This window comes from Acidobacteriota bacterium, assembly GCA_028875725.1.
Lineage (GTDB): Bacteria > Acidobacteriota > Thermoanaerobaculia > Multivoradales > Multivoraceae > Multivorans.
The window spans coordinates 1,026,922-1,047,312 of record JAPPCR010000006.1 but is presented as its reverse complement, the minus strand read 5'-3'; the positions used below and the strand labels follow the sequence as shown (position 1 = coordinate 1,047,312).

The 20,391-nt window shown below is 67.3% G+C and carries 13 protein-coding genes; 7 read left to right on the top strand and 6 right to left on the bottom strand.

Annotated elements, in window-relative coordinates; translation table 11 throughout:
* Nucleotides 1–185 precede the first annotated feature (185 nt).
* From OXI49_06295 to OXI49_06270, 6 genes are read left to right on the top strand one after another with little or no spacing between them, the layout of a single operon-like run.
* Complete coding sequence (locus OXI49_06295) at nucleotides 186–2,228, top strand: VWA domain-containing protein (protein MDE2690109.1); 2,043 nt, start codon at nucleotides 186–188, stop codon at nucleotides 2,226–2,228.
* 6 nt (nucleotides 2,229–2,234) lie between these two features.
* A complete protein-coding gene (locus OXI49_06290) occupies nucleotides 2,235–2,987 on the top strand; it encodes a sulfite exporter TauE/SafE family protein (protein ID MDE2690108.1) in 753 nt (250 codons plus the stop codon).
* Nucleotides 2,988–3,039: 52 nt separating this feature from the next.
* The gene (locus OXI49_06285; GenBank protein ID MDE2690107.1) at nucleotides 3,040–5,334 is read left to right on the top strand and encodes a VWA domain-containing protein; all 2,295 of its coding nucleotides are present in this window, start codon (nucleotides 3,040–3,042) and stop codon (nucleotides 5,332–5,334) included.
* Nucleotides 5,335–5,356: 22 nt separating this feature from the next.
* Nucleotides 5,357–7,381 (top strand): VWA domain-containing protein, encoded by a 2,025-nt coding sequence (locus OXI49_06280; protein MDE2690106.1) that lies wholly within the window; start codon nucleotides 5,357–5,359, stop codon nucleotides 7,379–7,381.
* A gap of 14 nt (nucleotides 7,382–7,395) precedes the next feature.
* On the top strand, nucleotides 7,396–9,459 hold the full coding sequence (locus tag OXI49_06275; protein ID MDE2690105.1) for a VWA domain-containing protein: 2,064 nt from the start codon (nucleotides 7,396–7,398) through the stop codon (nucleotides 9,457–9,459).
* Nucleotides 9,460–9,505: 46 nt separating this feature from the next.
* Nucleotides 9,506–11,089: a VWA domain-containing protein gene (locus OXI49_06270; GenBank protein ID MDE2690104.1), complete on the top strand. Its 1,584-nt coding sequence runs from the start codon at nucleotides 9,506–9,508 to the stop codon at nucleotides 11,087–11,089.
* Nucleotides 11,090–11,118: 29 nt separating this feature from the next.
* Here the strand turns inward: OXI49_06270 and OXI49_06265 are convergent, their stop codons facing one another.
* A complete protein-coding gene (locus tag OXI49_06265; GenBank protein MDE2690103.1) occupies nucleotides 11,119–12,129 on the bottom strand; it encodes a hypothetical protein in 1,011 nt (336 codons plus the stop codon).
* Nucleotides 12,130–12,213: 84 nt separating this feature from the next.
* Here OXI49_06265 and OXI49_06260 point away from each other — a divergent pair, with 84 nt between their 5' ends.
* Complete coding sequence (locus OXI49_06260) at nucleotides 12,214–14,316, top strand: 3-hydroxyacyl-CoA dehydrogenase NAD-binding domain-containing protein (protein ID MDE2690102.1); 2,103 nt, start codon at nucleotides 12,214–12,216, stop codon at nucleotides 14,314–14,316.
* Between the two features lie 27 nt (nucleotides 14,317–14,343).
* Here the strand turns inward: OXI49_06260 and OXI49_06255 are convergent, their stop codons facing one another.
* From OXI49_06255 to OXI49_06235, 5 genes are all read right to left on the bottom strand, one after another.
* Nucleotides 14,344–15,378 (bottom strand): aldo/keto reductase, encoded by a 1,035-nt coding sequence (locus OXI49_06255; protein ID MDE2690101.1) that lies wholly within the window; start codon nucleotides 15,376–15,378, stop codon nucleotides 14,344–14,346.
* A 41-nt stretch (nucleotides 15,379–15,419) separates the two neighbouring features.
* The gene (locus tag OXI49_06250; GenBank protein MDE2690100.1) at nucleotides 15,420–17,345 is read right to left on the bottom strand and encodes a CocE/NonD family hydrolase; all 1,926 of its coding nucleotides are present in this window, start codon (nucleotides 17,343–17,345) and stop codon (nucleotides 15,420–15,422) included.
* A 9-nt stretch (nucleotides 17,346–17,354) separates the two neighbouring features.
* Nucleotides 17,355–19,328 carry a PQQ-binding-like beta-propeller repeat protein gene (locus OXI49_06245; protein ID MDE2690099.1) on the bottom strand — a complete coding sequence of 658 codons (1,974 nt, stop codon included), beginning with the start codon at nucleotides 19,326–19,328 and terminating at the stop codon, nucleotides 17,355–17,357.
* An 83-nt stretch (nucleotides 19,329–19,411) separates the two neighbouring features.
* A complete protein-coding gene (locus tag OXI49_06240; GenBank protein ID MDE2690098.1) occupies nucleotides 19,412–19,897 on the bottom strand; it encodes an RES domain-containing protein in 486 nt (161 codons plus the stop codon).
* The gene (locus OXI49_06235) at nucleotides 19,894–20,376 is read right to left on the bottom strand and encodes a DUF2384 domain-containing protein (GenBank protein ID MDE2690097.1); all 483 of its coding nucleotides are present in this window, start codon (nucleotides 20,374–20,376) and stop codon (nucleotides 19,894–19,896) included. Before OXI49_06235 ends, OXI49_06240 begins: the two co-directional genes overlap by 4 nt.
* Nucleotides 20,377–20,391 lie beyond the last annotated feature (15 nt).

Sequence of the window (20,391 nt, the reverse complement as noted above, 5' to 3'; positions counted from 1 at the left end):
GGAAGTGCCAGAGAATACAGGCCGGCGTCGCCGTCAGGGGACGGCAGCGTCCACAAAGTCCGATGGCTGCCGACCTTGCCAAGGACCCGATGTCGAAGATCGAAGCGCCCGGCACGGAAGCGGAACTTCTAACCCCGGCCCGCATCTTGCAGACTCCACGCCAAACACATCGGCTTCCCCTGGAGATGTCGCCAAGCACCAATTCATCGCGTTCGCCCCTCCCGGCGCCCCGGCAAACAGCTCTAGGTGCGGCTCTGCTGGCTATCGCTGCCTGGACGGCATCCGACGCGGCCGTTCACCCTCAGGCGGGGTCGGCTCAGGGCACGGTCGGGTTCGGCGCCGATGCGGTTGCCCTCGCGGGACTGGAAGGCACCTGGGTCCGCAACGCCGAACTCAGCGAGGATCCCGTCCACCGGATGGGCACGGATTCCCAGGAGGCCGCCGACCTGCCCGCGCCGCTTGCGTACTACGCCGAAGAGCTTTCCGTACGGCGGCGCGGCCTACGAATCGAAAGCAAGGGCCACCGCGTCTTCATTCAAAACGCAGCCGGCGAGAGAACCCTCCTCCCGCTCGACGGCGTGACCAGGAGCTTTACGCACGGCCGCAAGAGTGCCGCGTACGCCGGCGGCGGCGTGCTGGAACTCGCCACGACGGGAGTGAACTCGACCTGGCTCTGGCTCGAGACGTTCTATCGCTCGGGGCGCCAGCTCGTTCACGTCTCCGAATCGCGCAACTTCGGGTTCCCCGACCTGAGCTTTCGCACCGTCTACGACTACGTCGACGGCAGCCCCCCACCGGCGGATCCGGTCGACCTTGAGCGCATCCAGCCCAGCGAGCCGACGGCGATCCGCATCGTGCCGCCTCGACGCACGTACCGAGAGTTGCTGTCCGGCCCGGTCGAAGTCCGGACCCTGGTCGTCGACCCGCTGATCACGACGGTCGAGTTCCTGCACGACGGCAAACCGGTCAAGCAGGCAAGGAAGGCACCGTTCAAGGCCCGTCTCCGGCTCAGCGATCCGCCCCGCGAAGAGACGGTTGAAGTCCGCGCGTACCGCGACAGTGGCGCCCAGGTGGACGCCGACCGGATTGTGCTGAACCGCCTCGACTCTCCCTTCGCCGTCCGTATCGCGGATCTCCGTCCGGTTGAAGCTGAAGGTTCTTCCGCCGTCAGCGTCACGTCCCGGATCGCCGTGCCACGGACCGCGGTCCTGGCCCGCGTCGAGATCTACCGCGGTGAACGCCGGGTCGCGGCGTTCGACGATCGGGACTGGAGCAGGGAGCGGCAGGGAGCGGAAACGGTACGTGTCGACGCGCTGGTTGAGGGCGTCGAGCCCGATGACTTCGTCCGGGTCGTGGCGAGACTCGCCGACGGTCGCGAACAGGAGGATGCCCGACTCCTCCAGGAAGCCGAGTACAGCAGCGAGATCGACGTGCAACTGGTCCAACTCCAGATCCTGGCGGTCGACCGCGACGGCGAGCCGGTGAGTGACCTCCAGCCTGGGGACTTCGAGATCGAGGAGAACGGTGAGCGGCGCCCGGTGGAGGACCTGCACGTCTCGAACGACGTCCCTCTCGTCCTCGGCATCGCAATCGACTCCTCGGTGAGCATGGGACTCGTCTGGCAACGGCTTCACACGGTCGTCCGGAGGTTCATGGCGGGTGCCCTCGACGCAGACGATCGAGCGTTCCTCGTCGATTTCGACGACACCATCCGGTTGCTCCAGCCGCTGACCGGCAACAAGCCCCTCCTCACCGCCCGGCTGAATCGTCTACTGGTTGACGGAGGCACGGCGCTGAATGACGGCCTTCTGTTCTCGCTCCTCCAGTTCCGCAGCGAACCGGGACGCCGCGCGCTGGTCGTTGTGACCGACGGTAACGACGAAGACAGCCGCTTCACGGCGGCCCAGGTCAGAGACTTCGCCGAATCGATGGGAGTTCCCATCTACTTCATCGGCGTGGGCCGGAGAGCACCGCCCCCCATCCTGGTGCGCAAGCTCACCCGGCGCACCGGCGGCCGGCTGTTTCGAATCCATCCGGACTTGCCTCCATCCGATCTGGCCGCCGGAATGGAACGGGTGTTCGACCGGATCGACGCGGATCTCCGGCACCAGCACGTCCTGACCTACTACAGCAACCTCCCGCCAGGCGAGGGAACCGAGCCGGAGGTCCGCAGCACAAGAAGGGGAGTGACCCTGAAGAGCGTCCTGCCGCTCTACGGCCCGGAGTAGGCGGATGTGATCGCGACCGCCATCCTGTTCACGGTCCTCCTTACCGCCGTCATCTCCGGCGTGCTCGGGATGGCCGGCGGCCTGATGCTCATGGCCGTCCTGGCGAGCATCCTGCCGGTCACCAGCGCGATGATCCTCCACGGCGCCGTACAGGCGACGTCGAACGGCGCCCGTTTCCTGTTTCTCCGGGACCGCATGATGTGGTCCGTGCTTCCGTGGTACGGCGCCGGCGCCGCCGTGGCGGTGCTGCTGTTCGTGGCGATTGCCTTCGTGCCCGAGCCGGCGCTGGTCCTCATCGTCGTCGGCAGCTTCCCCTGGGTTGCCCGGCTGCTGCCCGCTCTGCGCGGACTCGACGTCCGCAACCGGCACACGGCCATGTTCTGCGGCCTGACCGTCACCGGCGCGCAGCTTCTTGCCGGCGCATCCGGCCCTCTGCTCGATGCGTTCTACCTCGAGACGAAGGTCGACCGGCGGACAATCGTCGCCACCAAGGCGTTCACCCAGACCGTCGGCCATCTCCTCAAGATCGGCTACTACGTCTGGGTGTCCCGCACGGTCCTGCCGGAGCAACCCGACGACCGGCTCTCACCCTGGCTGATCGCCGGCGGCATGGCGCTCGCCGTGGCCGGCGCGCGGATCGGAACGCGCCTGCTCGACCGGTTCGACGACCGCCAGTTCCGGCGGGTCACCGGACCTGTGATCCTGGCCCTGGGAGCGGTATGCGTACTCAAGGGGCTACGAGACTTGCTGGCGGCATAGAGGAGTTTGGCCTGTTTCCTGCAAGGATTGGCAGGGAGGAACCGCTCGCGAAGTGACCACCAGCGATGACATCCGGCGTGTTCGACCGCGCCACGACGGGTTCCGAACGGCGCCGTTCGCAGCCGCTCTCCTCGGCCTTCTTCTCTCGGCGCCCGCCACGGCCCCGGCGTTCGCCCAGGAGGCCGCTCCACCGGAGACGTCGACCGCAACGGTGGCCGACGACCCGGTGGCCGCCATCCCGGGCATCTGGATCCGGGACGAACGGCTGAGCGAGGATCCGATCGAGAAGCTCGAGGAGACCTACGGCCAGACCTTCGGCGGCGGGCCGGGCCGGTCACCGGGCGCAAACCCCGGCAGCGGACGCACCGGCGGCTTTGGCCGCGGCGGCCAGGGCCCTTCCGGCCGCGGGGGATTCGGCGGCGGCCGCGGCAGCAGACAGCCGGGCGGCACACAGGATGGACCATCGGGAATGCGCGAGATGGCGCGGGAACTCGCGGAGCGGCTGGATGTGCTGTTGGTTCGCATCGACGACCCCCAGCTCCTGATCCGCAACGCGAAGCGCGAGGACCGCATCCTCTACCTGGACGGACGCGACATCGCGGACGGCTTCGGCGGCCGCAGCCGCGCCCGCCTTCTCGGCGACTCGCTCGAAGTCGAGACTGTCTCCCAGGGGCGGCAGCGAATCGAGACCTTCTACCTGGAGGGGAACCAACTCGTTCTCGTCACCGATCTCCAGGGAGGACGCTTCGCCGATCTCTCGTTCCGCACCGTCTACGAGCGCTCGGGCGACGCGCCCGCGGTCGCGGTTCCGGCAGCCGAGGCGCGCACGCGTGACGCCGCCGCCGAACCGGATGAGGACGGCTTCAACCGGGCGGACTTCCTGCCGCCGGTCGAGAGCGGTCGCGGCGGGAGGCGGCCAGGGCGCGCGGACGGCCCACGCAGCGCGCGGCCGGCGACGATCCGCATCCTGCCGCCGGAGCGCGGCTACCGCGAGCTGCTCACCGGCCGGGTCCTGATTCAGACCCTCACGATCGACCCGCAGATCGCCGTCGTCGAGTTCTTCCTCGACGGCGAGCAGGCGGCCCGCGCCACGACGCCGCCGTTCGAGGCGCGGATCAGGCTCGCCGATCCGCCCCGCGAGCAGACCATCGAGGCCAGAGCGACCAGCGCCCGTGGCGCCCAGGCGGGTGCCGACAGGATCGTTCTGAACCGGCTCGATCCCCCGTTCGCGGTGCGGATCGCCGGCATCACTGCCGGCGAAACCGACGGCCAGACGACGGTCCGCGTGGATGCCGGCATCTCCGTGCCGCGCTCCGAGACCCTGGCGCGGGTCGAGTTCTACCGCACGGAACGGCTGGTCGCTTCGTTCGACGACTTCGAGGGCGAGGCCGGTCCCAGCGGCGTGCGCTCGGTGGTGGCCGACGTCCCGACCTCCGGCGCTACGCCCCAGGACTTTGTCCGGGTCGTGGCGCGCCTGGGAGACGGAAGGGAACTGGAAGATGTCGAACTGCTCCAGGGCGCCCAGTTCCAGGCCGAGATCGACGTCCAGCTCGTCCAGCTCCAGGTACTCGTCGTCGATCGAAGCGGCAACCCGGTCGGCGATCTCCAGCCGGAGGACTTCGAGGTCCGCGAGAACGGGGAGCGGCGCCAGGTCGAGAATCTCTACGTGTCGAACGACATCCCCCTGTCGCTGGGACTGGCGATCGACTCCTCCGGCAGCATGGAGCACATCTGGCGCCAGACCAACGCGATCGCCGAAGCGTTTCTCAATGGCGCCCTGACCTGGCGCGACCAGGCGTTCCTGGTCGACTTCGACTCGACGCTCCGCCTGGTACAGCCGCTCACCGGCAGCAAGCCGCTGCTGGCGCGGGGCCTGGAACGTCTGTTCCCTCAGGGCCAGACGGCCCTGTATGACGCGATCCTGTTCTCGCTACTCCAGTACGGCGAGACGCCCGGCCGCCGCGCTCTGGTCGTTGTCACCGACGGCTTCGACTCGAACAGCCGCTCCGACCCGACCCGCGCGATCGATTTCGGCAAGCGGTTGGGAGTGCCCGTCTACGTCGTCGCGATGCGCTCCCTCGGCTTCGGCCCGACGACGATGGAGGACGCGAACCTCCGCAACAGCATGCGGCTGATCACCGGGCCGACCGGCGGCCGCCTGTTCCAGATCGAGTCGATCGACCAGATGGCCAGCGTGTTCGACCACATCGAGGAGGAGTTGCGGCGCCAGTACGTCCTGACGTACTACAGCGAGCGTCCGTTCGGCTCTGCCGTGGAGCCGGAAGTCCGAATGACCCGAAGAGGCCTCAGGGTGCGGAGTGCACTGCCGCTCGACGCGATCGAGTAGCCACGGCGGCAGCTCGCCGATGATGAGCCCCGGTCGAAGGTGGGAGCGGCCCGCGAGTTTCGCGGCAGCGTCGGCACTGGCCCTCACGGGTCTTCTGCCGGCACCGAGCGCGGGACAACCCCCAGGCAATCAAACGTTCGGCTTCCTCGACGTCAGCCAGGAACTCCGCTCCTCCAGCGTCCTCGGACCGTGGATCAGAAACGACGCGTTCAGCGAGCACCCTGTCCACAAGGTCGAAAGTCTCGACCTCGAGTCGGAACAGGACCTGTCAAGACTGCGCGAGATCGCGCAAGGAGTCGCCGACAGTTTCGAGACGCTCATGATCCGCACTCTCGAACGCGACGTCGCGCTCCTCGACGGCCGCGGCGGCACGCGCGTTCTCCCGTACAACGGAAGGCGGCGCCACCTCGGTCGTGGAGTCAAGGGGCGCGTTCTCGAGGCCGGCGAGACACTGACGATCGAGATCGTCGAGCCCTACGGACGTCAGACCGACACCTTCTTCCGGGAGCGCGAGTGGCTCGTACGGTGGACCGACCTCGAACCCCGCGGCCTGCCCCCGTTCCAGGTCGACACGGTCTACGAGAGGCCGGGACCGCTCGACGTGGAGTCCCCGGTGACCGACCCTCCGGCCGCCATCCGCATCGTGCCGCCCGAACGCGGTTACGGCGAACTACTCAGCGGACGCGTCGAGATCCAGACTCTGATCATCGACCCGCGAAGCGTCGAAGTCGAGTTCTCTCTCGACGGCGAACGAATCAGGCGGGTCCGGAAACGGCCCTTCAGGACTCGCATCCGCCTGGCAGACCCACCTCGCCAGCAGGAGCTCGGAGTCCTCGCTTACGACAGGAACGGAGAGTACCTCGGCCGCGACGATTTCCTCCTCAACCAGGTGGACCGACCTTTCGCCGTCCGAATCGCGGCCATGAGGAGCGTTCAGGTAGCCGGAAACGCCGCGATCCGGGTAGCTGCCTCGCTCTCGCTACCCCGCACCGCCACGCTCGAGCAGGTCGAGTTCTACCGGAGCGACCTACTCGTCGAAGCCGTGCGCCACTTTGGGCAAGAGGCAGCCCCCGGCGCGGCGCGCACAGTTCAGGTCGAGGCCTTGATCGACGGCGGCCAGCCCGACGACTTCATCCGCGTCGTCGCGAGACTCACCGACGGCCGGGAGCGGGAGGATGCCCAACTCCTCCAGGAGTCCGACTACCGGAGCGAGATCGACATCCAGCTCGCCCAGTTCCAGGTCCTGGTCACGGACGGTGACGGCAACCCCGTGAGCGGACTCCTGCCCGAGGACTTCGAGATACGCGAGAACGGCCGGAGCCGCTCCGCGGTGACCCTGCACACCGCCCACGACGTTCCGCTCGTTCTGGGGCTCGCGGTCGACTCATCGGACAGCATGCTGCCTACCTGGACTCGCCTGAAGTACATCGCGCGGAGCTTCCTGGAGACCGCCGTAACGCCAGGCGACCGGGCCTTCCTCGTCGACTTCGATCACACGGTACGCCTGGTCCAGCCGCTGACGGAGGACGAACCGTTGCTGTCCGACCGACTCGACCACCTGATCCCGATGGGCGGCACGGCCCTGAACGATGGACTCCTCTTCTCCCTCCTCCAGTACGGCAGCGAGCCGGGCCGGCGGGCGCTGGTCGTCATCACCGACGGCGCCGACCAGCACAGCCGTTCGCGCCCAGAGCAGTCCAGTGAGTTCGCGGAGCGGCTGGGTCTGCCGATCTACTTCATCGAACTCGACAACTCCCGCGCCGGGGACCCCGGCGTTGCTGTTCTTCGCCGCAACCGCGAGCGACTCCGGCGCATCGCCGAGGAGACAGGCGGACGCCTGTTCCACCTGGAGCTCCATGGCGACACGCGCTGGTGGGGCGAACCGATCGAGCAGGTCTTCGGCCAGATCGAAGAGGACCTGCGACACCAGCAGGTCCTGACGTACTACACCGACCAGCCTCACGGAGCGCCGGTCGAACCGGAGATCCGGGTCACCCGGCGTGGGCTGACGTTGCGCAGCGCCGTGCGACTGCCGGGGATCGACTAGGCGTGCAGGAACGGATGCCGGTAGGTGCAGTGGGCCACCTCACGCTGGCGTTCGCGATCTGGTTGCCGACCGTGCAGGCCGGGTGGCCACAGCCCACACCGGCCAGCGACCAGGTCGCCCCCTACGGCGAGGCGACTCACCGTGGCGTTGCTCTAACCCCCTTGCTGGGCCCCTGGATACGGAACGAGGAGCTCAGCGAAGATCCGGTTCAAAAGACGGCAAGCATGTTCCCGGGGAGCAACCACGCCGCACGGCTCCTGCGAAGGTTGGCCCAGGACACCGCCGATCGATTCGACACGTTCCTGATCCGGGTCAAGGACGGGTCGATCGTGATCCTCGATGGCCGGGGCGCCCTCCGTTGGTATCCGCTCGACGTCGGGAAGTACCACCGTCATCCCAAGAAGATCGAGGGCCGCATCCTCGACCTCGACGAGTCGCCCGAGATCGAAACCTCGGACTCAGAGTGGCGGCGGGTCGAGACGCTTCGCCGCGACGGCGACCAACTGGTGCGAGTGGCCGAGTTCCGTGGCCGCACGACAGCAGGCGTGAAGTTCCGCACCGTGTACGAGCGTCCGGAACGCGCCTTCGGATCGAATCCTGCCGACATCCGCGAGCCGGAGCTCCTCGCTAGGCCGGTGGCCTTGCGGATCGTGCCGCCCCTGGGCCGATACGGCGAACTGCTGAGCGGCAGGCTCGCACTCCAGACTCTCGTCATCGATCCGCAGATCGCAACGGTTGACTTCTTCATCGACGGACAGCTTGTCGGGCAGGTGAGGAAGCGACCCTTTGCGACGCATCTCAAACTGGCACATCCGCCCCGCGAGCAGAGACTTGAAGTCCGAGCCTGGGGGCCCATGGGCGAGTTCATCGCAAGCGACACGATCGTCCTGAACCGGCTCCAGAGGCCGTTCAGCGCCCGAATCACGAAGATTCGCCCTGAGCAGTCCGGCAAGAACGCCCCAATCCGGGTCGAGGCGACCGTCTCGCTGCCGCGCGACGCGGTGTTGGAGCGGATCGACTTCTACCGCAGTGACGAGCTCGTCTCCACACTGGATGACTTTGCTGGAGAGGCAGCGCTCCACACTACCGGTACCGCCAATATCGGAGCGCTGATCGCTGACATTGACGCCAACGATTTCGTCCGCGTCAACGCACGCCTGGCCGACGGCCGCGAACGGGAGGACGCGGAACTCCTCCAGGGTGCCGACTACCAGAGCGAGATCGACGTTCAACTGATTCAGATCCAGGTCCTGGTGACGGATCGCCGGGGCAATCCGGTCAGCGGCCTGGCGCCCGGCGACTTCGAGGTCCGCGAGAACGGCCAACCGCGCCCTGTGGAGAGAGTGCACACTGCCCGCGACGTCCCGCTGGTGCTGGGTCTGGCAATCGATTCATCAGACAGTGTGCTGCCGATCTGGCGAGAGCTGCACGCCATTGCCGCGAACTTCCTCGAGGCCATCCTGGCGCCGGAAGACCGGGCATTCATCGTGGACTTCGACGACGTGGTGAGGCTCCTTCAGCCACTCAGTCAAGAGAAAGAACTTCTGTCCCGCGCTCTGGGTCGACTGACCCCGTGGGGCGGCACAGCCGTGAATGACGGACTGCTGTTCTCGCTCCTGCAGTACGGTCGCGAACCCGGCCGCCGCGCGCTCGTCGTGATCACGGACGGCCTCGACATCCACAGCCGCACGCGACCCGGACAGTCCGCCGACTATGCGCAGCGCCTGGGGCTCCCGATCTACTTCATCGAGCTGGCCCAATCCAAAGAGACGTACGCCGTTCACGACCCCTTCGCCTGGGGGAAAAGGAGGGTGGAGCGAGAGGCGAGCGGACGGCTCAGGCGGATCAGCCGGCGGACCGGCGGGCATGTCTTTCCCGTCCGACTCCTCGACGATGATGCGCCCTGGGCCGAGCGGATCGAACAGGCGTTCGACCAGATCGAAGAGGATCTGCGACACCAGCAAGTTCTGACGTACTACAGTGATCGACCGCCGGGCACCCGCATTGAACCGGAGATCCGGGTCCCCCGGCGCAGGCTGACGCTGCGCAGCGCGGTGCCGCTGCCGGGGATCGACTAGGACGACGGGGAAGCGCGTGCGGACATCGGCGCCGTTCTGCCCCGGATTGACCCTCGCGGCCGTGGTCGCACTGGCGCAGATGTCCTCCAGCCTGGCGCCGGCCCTCGCCCAGGGCGCGACCCCCGACTTCCGGACGGGCGCGGAGCGGAAGATGATCCACATCGTGCCGCCGGAGCGCGGGCACCGCGAGTTGTTCAGCGGCAGGGTCGAGGTTCAGACTCTGCCCATACATCCGCTGATCAGGACAGTCGACTTCTTCCTTGACGAAACCCCGGTGAAGCGCATAGGAAAACCGCCTTTCCAGGCCTACATCAAACTGGCGAATCCGCCTCGCGAACAGACGCTCGAGGTCCGCGGCTACGACGCTCTGGGCAACATCCTCGGCGCGGACCGGATGATCCTCAACGAGCCGGACGTTCCCTTTGGCGTCCGGATCGCCACGATGCGCCGCGTGCAGGCGAACGGGTACGACGCGGTTCGGATCGAGGCGGAGGTCTCGGTGCCCCGGTCCGCGACCCTCGAACGGGTCGCGTTTTACCGCGGCGAGCGTCTGGCGGAGGCCGTGCGCAGATTCGGCGATGACGCGGCGCCCCGCGTCCCCCGCACGATCCCGGTCGATGCCCTGATGGAGTACGGCTCGTCGGACGATTTTGTCCGTGTTGTGGCGACCCTCAAAGGTGGTCGTGAGCTGGAAGACGCCCAACTCCTCCAGGGCGCCGAGTATCAGGACGAGATCGACATCCAGTTGATCCAGCTCCAGTTGCTGGTCAGCGATAGAGACGGGAGCCCCGTGCGCGGCCTGCGACCGGAGGATTTCGAGATCCGTGAGGACCGCAGGAAGCGTCCCGTGCATGACCTCCACACCGCCCTCGACGTCCCCCTGGTTCTTGGTCTGGCCATCGACCTGTCAGACAGCATGGTTCCCATATGGCACCAGGTGAGAGAGGTGTCCGCCAGGTTCGTCAACGCCGCGCTGTCACCGGGCGACCGGGCGTTCGTGGTCGGTTTCTCCGGCGAGGTGCGCCTGACCCAACCGCTGACGGGAGACAAGCGACGGCTTGCAAGCCAAGTGAGACTACTCGTCCCCAGAATCGGCACGGCACTGAACGACGGGATCCTCTTCTCCCTACTCCAGTACGGTCGAGAACCCGGTCGCCGGGCGCTGGTCGTGATCACCGACGGCGTCGACCGGCACAGCCGATCCACACCGAAGCAGTCCGCCGACTTCGCCGAGCGCCTGGGTCTTCCGATCTACTTCATCGAACTGGATCGGCCGGCCACGAGGACCGGGAGTCGAGAAGGCGGACAGCTCAACATCCCGGCCGGACAGATCAACATCCAGATCCGCATTCCGAGAGAATCGACGCGGCGAAAGCACCGAAAACGTCTTGAGAAGATCAGCAGTCAAACCGGCGGCCGCCTCTTCTACGTCGACCTGACCGCCGACGACCCGCCATGGCCGCAACAGGTCCAGGGTGTCTTCAAACAGATCGAAGAAGACCTGCGCCACCAACACGTGCTCACGTACTACACCGACCGGCCGCCGGGCGCTGCAGTCGCACCCGAAGTCCGCATCATCAGGCGGGGCCTCAGCCTCCGAAGCGCGGTGCCCCTCGAGGCGATCGAGTAGCCCCTACCGGCAGGCGTACGGCCTCGCCCCTACTGACCGCCGCCGCTCGCGGCCGCCTCCCGCTCCTGGGCGCGGGCGCCGGAGAGGATGTTCGTCAGGCCGTAGTTCCCCTCGTGGCATGCGTACTCGAAGATCGGGTCCTCGGTGCGGGCGAGCCGGATCATCATCGTCCAGGGACTCACCCAGGTCGCCTCGTCCTTGTAGGTGATCTCCCACTCGATCGTCTCCGGGCCGGTGCGCGTGAAGCGCTCGACCACCTTGAGACCGTCCGTCGCCCTGCCGCTGGAGCCGTCGCCAGCGGAGTAATTCCTCGTCTCGACCACCAGCGACTCGCCCTCGAACCAGCCGCGCGAGTTGCCGTGCCAGAGGCGGAGGTCGTCAGGTAGCGCCGCCGCTTCTCCCAGCGGAATGATCCGCACGTCGTGAATCAACTCCTGGAGGATCGCGACGTGGTCCGCGGTCTGAAAGAACTGGAAGTAGCTGTTGTAGCCGGCCAGCGTGTTCGGCACGCCGAAGGTGATGCAGCGCACGCCGAGCGTCATGTCCTCGGGACCGGCCGGAACCTCATCGCCATAGGCCACAGCCTCCCGCATCCGTTCCATCGCCTGCTCCGTCAGCGACGGAATGCGACCGTCCGGCGGGTCGACCACGAGTGACGTGCGGTTGTCGAGTTCCCGGTCCACGAGCCAGAAGGAGTTGTAGTTACCCGTCACCTGGTCGAAGCCGCGAAACTCGGGATCCTCCAGCACACGCTGGATCAGATAGTCGCCCAGCAAGTCGCCGGCCTGTGAACCCTCGCGGATCTCCTCGAGGCGGCGCTTGAGATCGGCGAGCTCCTCGTCGGTCAGGGTCGCCTTCTCGCCGAAGGCCTTCGGCCGCTCGAGCGGCGTGGCGCTGTTGTTGGTCCAGATGCCCTGGAAGTCGGGGTGGCCATCGGCCGTGCGCGGCGCCGCCCACTCTTCCGCCGGCGCGATTCCGGCGACCAGAAGCAGCATCAGAAATGTCGGCGTCAGAACACGCCACGGACAGCATCTCGACATCGTTCTATCTCCTGGATCGGCGGAGCCAGGAGTATACGGGCGGGCGGGTATCCTCCCCGCGCCCGTCCCAAGGAGAACGAAGCGATGCAACTGAGCCAATCCGTAGCCGTCGAACGCCGGGAAGAGCCGGGAAGCGGAGTCGCCGGCGCGATCTGGGTCGACAATCCGCCGGTCAACGCCCTCAGCCAGCACGTGCGGGAGGGCCTTGCCGCGGCCGTTCCGGCGGTGGCCGAAGACTCGGAGATGCAGGCGGCGGTTCTCATCTGCCGCGGCCGTACGTTCATCGCCGGCGCCGACATCCGCGAGTTCGGCAAGCCGCGCCTGCCCCCGGACACGAACGAGGTCCGGCGGATGATCGAGAAGTCGCCCAAGCCGTTCGTCGCGGCGATCCATGGCACCGCCCTGGGCGGCGGGCTCGAGATGGCGATGGCGTGCCACTTCCGGGTCGCTGACCGAAACGCGCGCCTGGGCCTGCCCGAAGTCAAGCTCGGCATCCTGCCGGGCGGCGGCGGCACCCAGCGGCTGCCCCGTCTCGTCGGCGTACCGCGGGCGCTCGAGATGATCACGAGCGGCGAGCACATCACCGCCGCGGAAGCGCTCGACCTGGGGCTGATCGACGCGGTGGTCGACAGCGAAGAGGAAGGCGGTCTCGAAGCCGGTGCTATCCGTTTCGCCCTGCGCGCCGTGGCCGAGGGACGCGGCCTCCCACGGGTCCGGGACATCGAGAGCCACCGCGAGGTGCTGCACGAGAAGCCGACGATCTTCGACGAGTTCCGTCGCCGGATCGCACGCCGAACCCGGGGCTTCAACGCCCCCGAAGTCTGCATTCAGTGCGTCGAGGCAGCGGCCGCGCTGCCGTTCGACGAGGGACTCAAGCGTGAGGCCGAGCTGTCGCGGACGCTCCACGCCGACCCGCAGTCGCGTGCCCAGCGCTACTACTTCTTCGCCGAGCGTGCGGCGCGCAAGATCCCCGATATCCCCGCCGACACACCGGTCCGGGACATTCGTCGCGTCGGCGTGCTCGGCGCCGGCACGATGGGCGGCGGCATCTCGATGGCCTTCGCCAACGCCGGCTTTCCGGTCTCGATCGTCGAGCAGAACCGGGACGCGCTCGACCGTGGTCTGGCCACGGTGCGGGGCAACTATGAGCGCAGCGCTGCGCGAGGACGTTTCACGGCGGATCAGGTCGAGGAGCGGATGGCGCTCTTCCATGGCGGCACGGACCAGGACGCGCTCGCCGAGTGCGACCTCGTGGTCGAGGCGGTGTTCGAGGACATGGAGCTGAAGAAGCGTGTCTTCGGCCAGCTCGACGGGATTGCCAGGCCCGGCGCGCTGCTGGCCACGAACACCTCCTACCTGGATGTCAACGAGATCGGCGGCGTCACCGGCCGGCCCGAGGACGTCGTGGGCATGCACTTCTTCAGTCCCGCGAACATCATGAAGCTGGTCGAGGTCGTGCGGAGCGAGAAGTCGGCGCCCGACGCGGTCGCCACGGCGATGTCGATCTCCCGCGCCATCGGCAAGGTGCCGGCCCTGGTCGGTGTCTGCCACGGCTTCGTCGGCAACCGGATGCTCTTCCAGCGGCGCCTGCAGGCCGACCGCCTGGTGCTGGAAGGCGCGCTGCCCTGGGACATCGACCGGGTGCTCTACGACTTCGGCATGCCGATGGGCCCGTTCCGGATGAGCGACCTCGCTGGCCTGGACGTCGGCTGGAACGCGGAGACGTCCTCGTCCAGCACCTTGCGCGAGATGCTCTGCGAGCGCAACCGCCGCGGCCAGAAGACGGGCCGCGGCTACTACGTCTACGACCAGGCGACACGGGCCGCCGCGCCCGATCCAAAGGTCATGGACCTCGCCCGCGACCTGGCTGGCCGGCTGGGCATCGAGCAGCGCGAGATCGGGGATGAGGAGATCCTGAACCGTTGCCTGCTCTCCTCCGTCAACGAGGGAGCGAAGATCCTCGAGGAGGGCATCGCGCTGCGCGCCAGCGACATCGACGTCATCTGGATCAACGGCTACGGCTGGCCGGTCTACCGCGGCGGCCCGATGTTCTGGGCCGACGAGTTCGGCCTCGACCGCATCGTCGACATCCTCGACGACTACGCCGCCCGCTTCGACGCCGACCAGTGGCAGGCCGCGCCGCTGCTGCGGGAGACGGCGGCCGCCGGCGGCCGCCTCAGCGGCTGACGACGCGCGGCGCCGGCAAGCGGACAGCTAACCCAAATCCGCAAGCCTGCTAGCCATATCCTGACCCCGTTTACTGAGCCCTGGGGTCCAGCCTGGATACTCAGGCGCAAGCGCGCTTACGTCGTCGAGTTTCTCCATGTCAGCCGTTGATAGTTCCACGTCAGCTGCACCGAGATTCTCGGTTAGCTGCTTCTCATTGCGAGCTCCGACTATCGCGCTTGAAATGCCCTGCTTGTGCAACATCCAGGCTAGAGCGACCTGCGCTACGGAAGCAGCTTTCGCCTCGGCAATCTCCCTAACCACTTCCACAATGCCATAACCCCGTTCCTCATTGACGGGTGGCAGACTGACCGCGGCTCGCCGACCTTCGGCGGCCGTATCGCGAGAGTACTTGCCGCTCAGGAATCCGCTCGCCAGCGGGCTCCATACGAGAATGCCGAGACCCAAATCCAAGGCGGCTGGAACGATCTCCCTTTCCAACTCTCTGCCGACAAGCGAATAGTACGCCTGCACTGAGCAGAACCGTTCGAGACCAAGCCGCTGGGAGATGCCGTCGGCCTTCGCTATCTGCCAGCCGGCATAGTTCGACAAACCGATGTAGCGGACCTTGCCTTGCTGCACCAGCGCGTCAAGTGACCGGAGCGTTTCTTCAAGTGGAGTTGTGTAGTCAAAACTGTGTACCTGATAGAGATCGATCCAGTGGGTACCAAGGCGACGCAAACTGTTCTCGCACTCCCGTATCGCCGATATCCGCCCCGCCCCCATCGAGTTGGGGCCGGTTCCCATTGGGTTGTTGTACTTGGTCGCCACGATGACGTCGCCGCGACGAGTACCGAGTGCCTTGCCGAGCATGACTTCAGACTCACCCATGCCGTAGATGTTCGCCGTGTCGAAGATGTTCACCCCGGCATCGATCGCGCAATCAACCATGCGTGTGGCGAGCTCCTGGCCCGTGCCACCGAGCATCTTGCCGAACATACCATCGTGCCGGTCAAACGTCATTGCCCCCAACGCAAGCTGCGAGACGTAGAGCCCCGACTTGCCTAACGGTACGTACTTCATCTCTTGCTTACTCCCAGTTGTTCAAGTTCTTCACAAGTTCACTACGGAGCTGGCGGCGCCACGGGCACGTCCAGCCAGGAGCCGTCGTCGCCGCCGCGGTGGATCGTTACGGTCGGCGCGTCTACGCCTTCCGGATCCGGGTAGAGCGCGTGGTTGGCGGCGTCGGCGCCGGCGATGGTCAGTCGCAGGCGATGCCCTTCGTCGATCGTGACCGCGGTTGCCATCAGGTCGATCGCGAGTTCGACGGGTTCGTCCGGCAGCGGCTCGAGATCCTCGGCGTGGCCGCGATGGAAGGGCAGACCGAGGTCGTCCCAGGGCGCGTCGCCGACGGCTCGGTAGGAAGCCCGCAGCGCGCCCTCGGTGACGTAGTGAGAGCGGCCGTCCGCGTCGACCTCCTCCAGGTAGACGAAAAAGTCGCCGTCGTCGTGGGTAGAAGTGACGGACAGATGGACGACGGGGTGGCCGACGATGGTCATTGCTTCGGCCATCGGTCCGGTGGTGTAAGTGAGGGCCTTGGCGTTCTCGGTGGAGCGCTCGTCGAAGAAGGTCGTACCTTGCCGGTCCTGGCGGCTGGCGCCGTGGCCGTTCATCCAGCGGGAGAACGAGCCGACGGAGGAGGAGTAGTCGACCGTGTACTCGTCCCGGCCGGCCTCGTTCGCCGAATCGTCCGCCAGGGCGCCTTCGCCGCCGAGAGCGAAGCGTCGGTTCGAGAGGCCCGCGGGGGGCCAGGAATCGGCCGCGGTCCAGGTTACGGGGTCTTCGGCCCGCTCCTCGTCGAGGCTCAGGGCTGCTTCCGGGTCGTCCGGGAGCGTGTGGCTGCCCTGCATGACGTAGTAGTGGACCGGGGCTTCGTCCATCACGCCGTTGTCGATTCGCTTGAGCCAGTGGTCGTACCAGCGCAGGAACTCGGCATTGTGGACGTCGCCGCCGTAGCCGCCGCCGTGGATCCAGGGGCCGATCATCATCTTCTGCGACGCGTTCGAGAGGTTGGCGAAGGCCATTGGCTGCTGGGTGGCGTAGATGTCGAGCCAGCCGGCGAGGTGGTAGATCGCGATGCCGGACAGATCCATCGCGGTCCAGTCGTCGCTCGTACCGGTCGTGTCCCAGGACACGTGGTCGCCGTCCTCGATGTTGAGCTTCCAGTCCCGGAGGCCGGCGCCGGCTTCCGCCAGCATCTCGTGCGCCCACAGGTTGCCGGCGTGCTCCGCCACCGCGGCGTCCCGGAGAGCGCCTTCCGGGTCGGCGTCCACCGGCGCGGCCCGGGTCGAGAGATCCGCCGACTTCGTGCCGGCGCCCCAGGTGCCGATGAACTCGTTCTTGTACGTGCCGCCCCGGAAGACGAAGTCGTAGGGGGTTGGACCGGCCATCTCGGCGAAGATCGCCTTGAGCGCCGCCGGCCTCTGCGTGGCGGCCTGGTATTGGGTCATGCCGGGGTACGAGCGGCCCTGCATGCCGACGTTGCCGTCACTCCACGGCTGTGCCGCTATCCACTCGATGATGTGGTACGAGTCGGCGGTTTCCTCGATCGAGAAGGCGCCGTTGTGGACGCCGAAGGAAGCGCCGGTGCCGCGGGCGTCGGCGACCGCGACCGTGTAGCCCCGGTGGAGCATGTGTTGCAGCACCGGATCCTGCTCGGCCTGGGCGAGGATCCTCGTGTTTCCGTCCTCGTCCTCGACCTGGAATGCCCGCGTGTAGCGCGTGTAGTGGAGGATGGTCGGCAGCGGCTCCGACGCCTCGACGCCTTCGCTTGTCGGGATGAAGTAGTCGACCGAGACGCGCACGCCGTCGGGCATCGGCACGTAGACGGAGTACCGGTTGGCGCCATCGTAGGTCGCTTCCCGCGTGTAGGCCCCGAAGCCGGCGTGCTCGCCGCCGGCCGGAAGGTCGCCGCCGGCCGGCGCGCAGGCGAGGATTGCGGCGAGGAGGGGGACGGTACAGAGCGTCAGGAATCCAGTCTTCGGTTTCATCGGATACTCCTAGATGGGCAACCGGTAGGCGATCAGCTCAAACGGAGCCCCGCGCCCGCCGAGCGCGAACACGAGGTACTGCCGGCCTCGATGCAGGAACGTGATGGGACTGCCGTCGGTGTGTGCGGGTAGTTCGATTTCGCCGACGAGCCCGCCGGTCGCCTTGTCGAACGCGCGCAAAGCCGGCGTCTCGATTCGCCAGTCGTCGCGTCCCGCGCCCTCGGCCGTCGCCTCCCGGTCGACTCCGCGAAATGCGAGTGACCGACCGGAGGTCACGAACAGCAGCGTCCTTGTCGCCACGACGTGGCCGCGGGCGCCGGAGCCCAGGGCGGGCAGGTCGAGCCCGGCAAGTGCCGGATGGCGCCGCGGGCCGTAGCCCAGAGGCACGGTCCAGGCGATCTCGCCGCGGTTCATGTCGTAGGCGGTGATCCGGGAGTAGGGCGGCTGGACCAGCGGCAGACCGCGGGGGCCGCGGACGTCGCTGGTGATGCGGCCCACGTAGTCGAAGGACGAGCGGCTCGCGTCCGGCTTGCGAAGCGTGTTCACCACCGGCCAGGTGAAGGACGGCACGTAGAGCATGCCCGTCTTCGGGTCGAAGGCGCCGCCGGGCCAGCTCGCGCCACCGCCGTAGCCGGGCATCAGAAACGTGCCGCGCTCCGTGGGCGGCGTGAAGATCGGCCCGTACTGGTAGCGGCCAAGGATGGCCATCGCTTCGCTGTGGAGTTCCGGCGTGAAGTCGATCAGGTCGTCCGGACCGAGGCCCTGGCGTTCGAAGGCCGGCGGCCGGGTCGGGAAGGGCTGGGTCGGCGACGTCCGCTCGCCGACGATACCCGTCTGCGGCACTTCGCGCTCTAGGATCGGCCACACCGGTTCGCCGGTGCCGGCGTCGAAGACGTAGAGAAAACCCTGCTTGGAGAGCTGCATCGCCGCCCGGATGGCACGGCCCTCGATCTCAAGGTCGCCGATGATCGCCGGAGTCGGCAGGTCGTAGTCCCACAGGCCGTGGTGAACGGTCTGGAAGTGCCAGCGCCGCTCCCCGGTCTCGCAGTCGACCGCGACCAGGGACTCGGCGTAGAGGTTGTCGCCCAGGCGGTGTCCGCCGTACCAGTCGTTGGTCGGCGTGCCGAACGGCAGGTAGGCGAGGCCGAGCTCCGGGTCGGCGCTCATCAGCGTCCAGACGTTCGTGTTGCCGCTGTACTTCCACGAACCGTTCTCCCAGGTATCGCGCCCGGGTTCGCCCTGCTGCGGAATCGAGTGGAACGTCCAGAGCTGCTCGCCGGTGCGGACGTCGAATCCGCGGACGTCGCCCGGAGCCGCTTCCGGCGCGCGCGGACCGTCCGAGATGGAAGAACCGACGATCACGACCTCCCGGCAGAGCGTGACGGGCGAACTGACGCTGTAGACCCGGCGTGAGACCTCGCGGCGCAGGCCGAGGGTGAGATCCACACTGCCGCCGTCTCCGAAGGAGGCGATGGGTTCGCCGCTCAGCGTGTCGACCGCGCGCAGGAAGGAGTCGCCGCCCGCCCAGACCAGCCGGCCTCCCTCGCCCGGCAGGTCCGGGTCCTTCCAGTACGCGGCGCCCCGGTGCGTGAAGCCGAGGTTGGTCGGCCGGCCGTGAACGTATGCCCGTGGGTCATACGTCCAGAGGCTCGTCCCGCGCTCGATGTCGATGGCCGCGATCTGCCCGTAGCCCGTCGTCACGTAGAGCCGGTCGCCGATCTTGATCGGGATCGCCTCGTGATTCCGCGGCACCATGCGCCGCCCGGTCGTTTCGCCATCCCCGGTCATCAACTCGTTGTCCGGCGACGACCATCGCCAGGCGATTTCGAGCTCTCCGAAGTTGTCCCGATCGATCTGTCCAAGCGGCGCGTACCGCTGACTCGCGTTGTTGCCGGTAACGACGGACCAGTCGGTGTCCGTGGGCTGACCGAGAGCCACGGAAGTCCCGGCGAGAACGAGGGCCAAAAGGGCGTGACGCGCCATCGTTGGACTCCTCATTCAATCCAGTCGTCGTTCGCGGAAGCGCGGATCGTAGCAGCGGTGCGCGTCACGTTCAGTCGCAGCGATCAGGCGAACAGCCGCTGATCCCACCACACGGGCGTCTCCAGACCGACCTCGATTCCCAGGCCCTCGTAGTCCGGATGGCGGGTGTTGATGAGGACGTTACTCTCCGGGCGCGCGACGACCGACGGCACGAAGAGCAGCACGCTCCGGCGTTCCAGATACCAGTTCCCGCCGAAACGCTGCGACGCTGCAAGATCCGGCCGTTCCCAGCCGGACAGAACGTCGGCCGTGACGACTTCGTAACTCGTTCCGGCGGGAATGACCGCCTCGACGAAGTGCTGGTTCGACGGTACGGGCGATGGCCAGTTGACGAGCGTCTCCAGCATCGCCGTCGAGTAGTTCCGGGAGGCGTAGATTACCTCGGCGCCGCGCTCGTGCCACCTGGCGGAGTATCGTCTGGCGCCCTCCGCACTCCACACCGGGAACTTCCCGTCGACGTCGCCGATGCGATACACCCGCATCGGCGACGCGAGCAGCCTCGCGGTCACACGGGAAAGCCGAACTGGGCGCGGTGAATCAGCTCGAGCACATGGCGCGCACCGGCAGAGCTGGAGCACGCGACGTCGAGCGCTCTCTGGCCTTCCAGGAGAGGATGGCGTGCCGTGAGGTAGGCCATGATTCCCTCCCGGTCCCCCTTGTAGGAGCGGCTGAGGGCCTCGACGATGCGGCTGAGCTCGTAGAGCCGCTCGCTCATCTCTCTCGACAGCGGCTTGCCCGCGTTGCGAGCCCGTCGCAGCGTCGCCTCGGGGATCACGGGTCCGACGACGTTCGCACGGCCGAGAATCTCCATCAGCACGGTCGCCGCGTCGGGATGCAGGCCGCCGCCGACTCGGCGCGCGAGCTCAAGGTCACTCAGGACGGCGGCATCCTCGATCCCGAGCAGATCCCCCAGACGGGCAGCCTCGGTCGGCAACTCGGCCCGGTTCGCGTAGCCCGCAAGTACGGCAGCGGCATCGCCTCTCGTCATTCGACGACGATACGA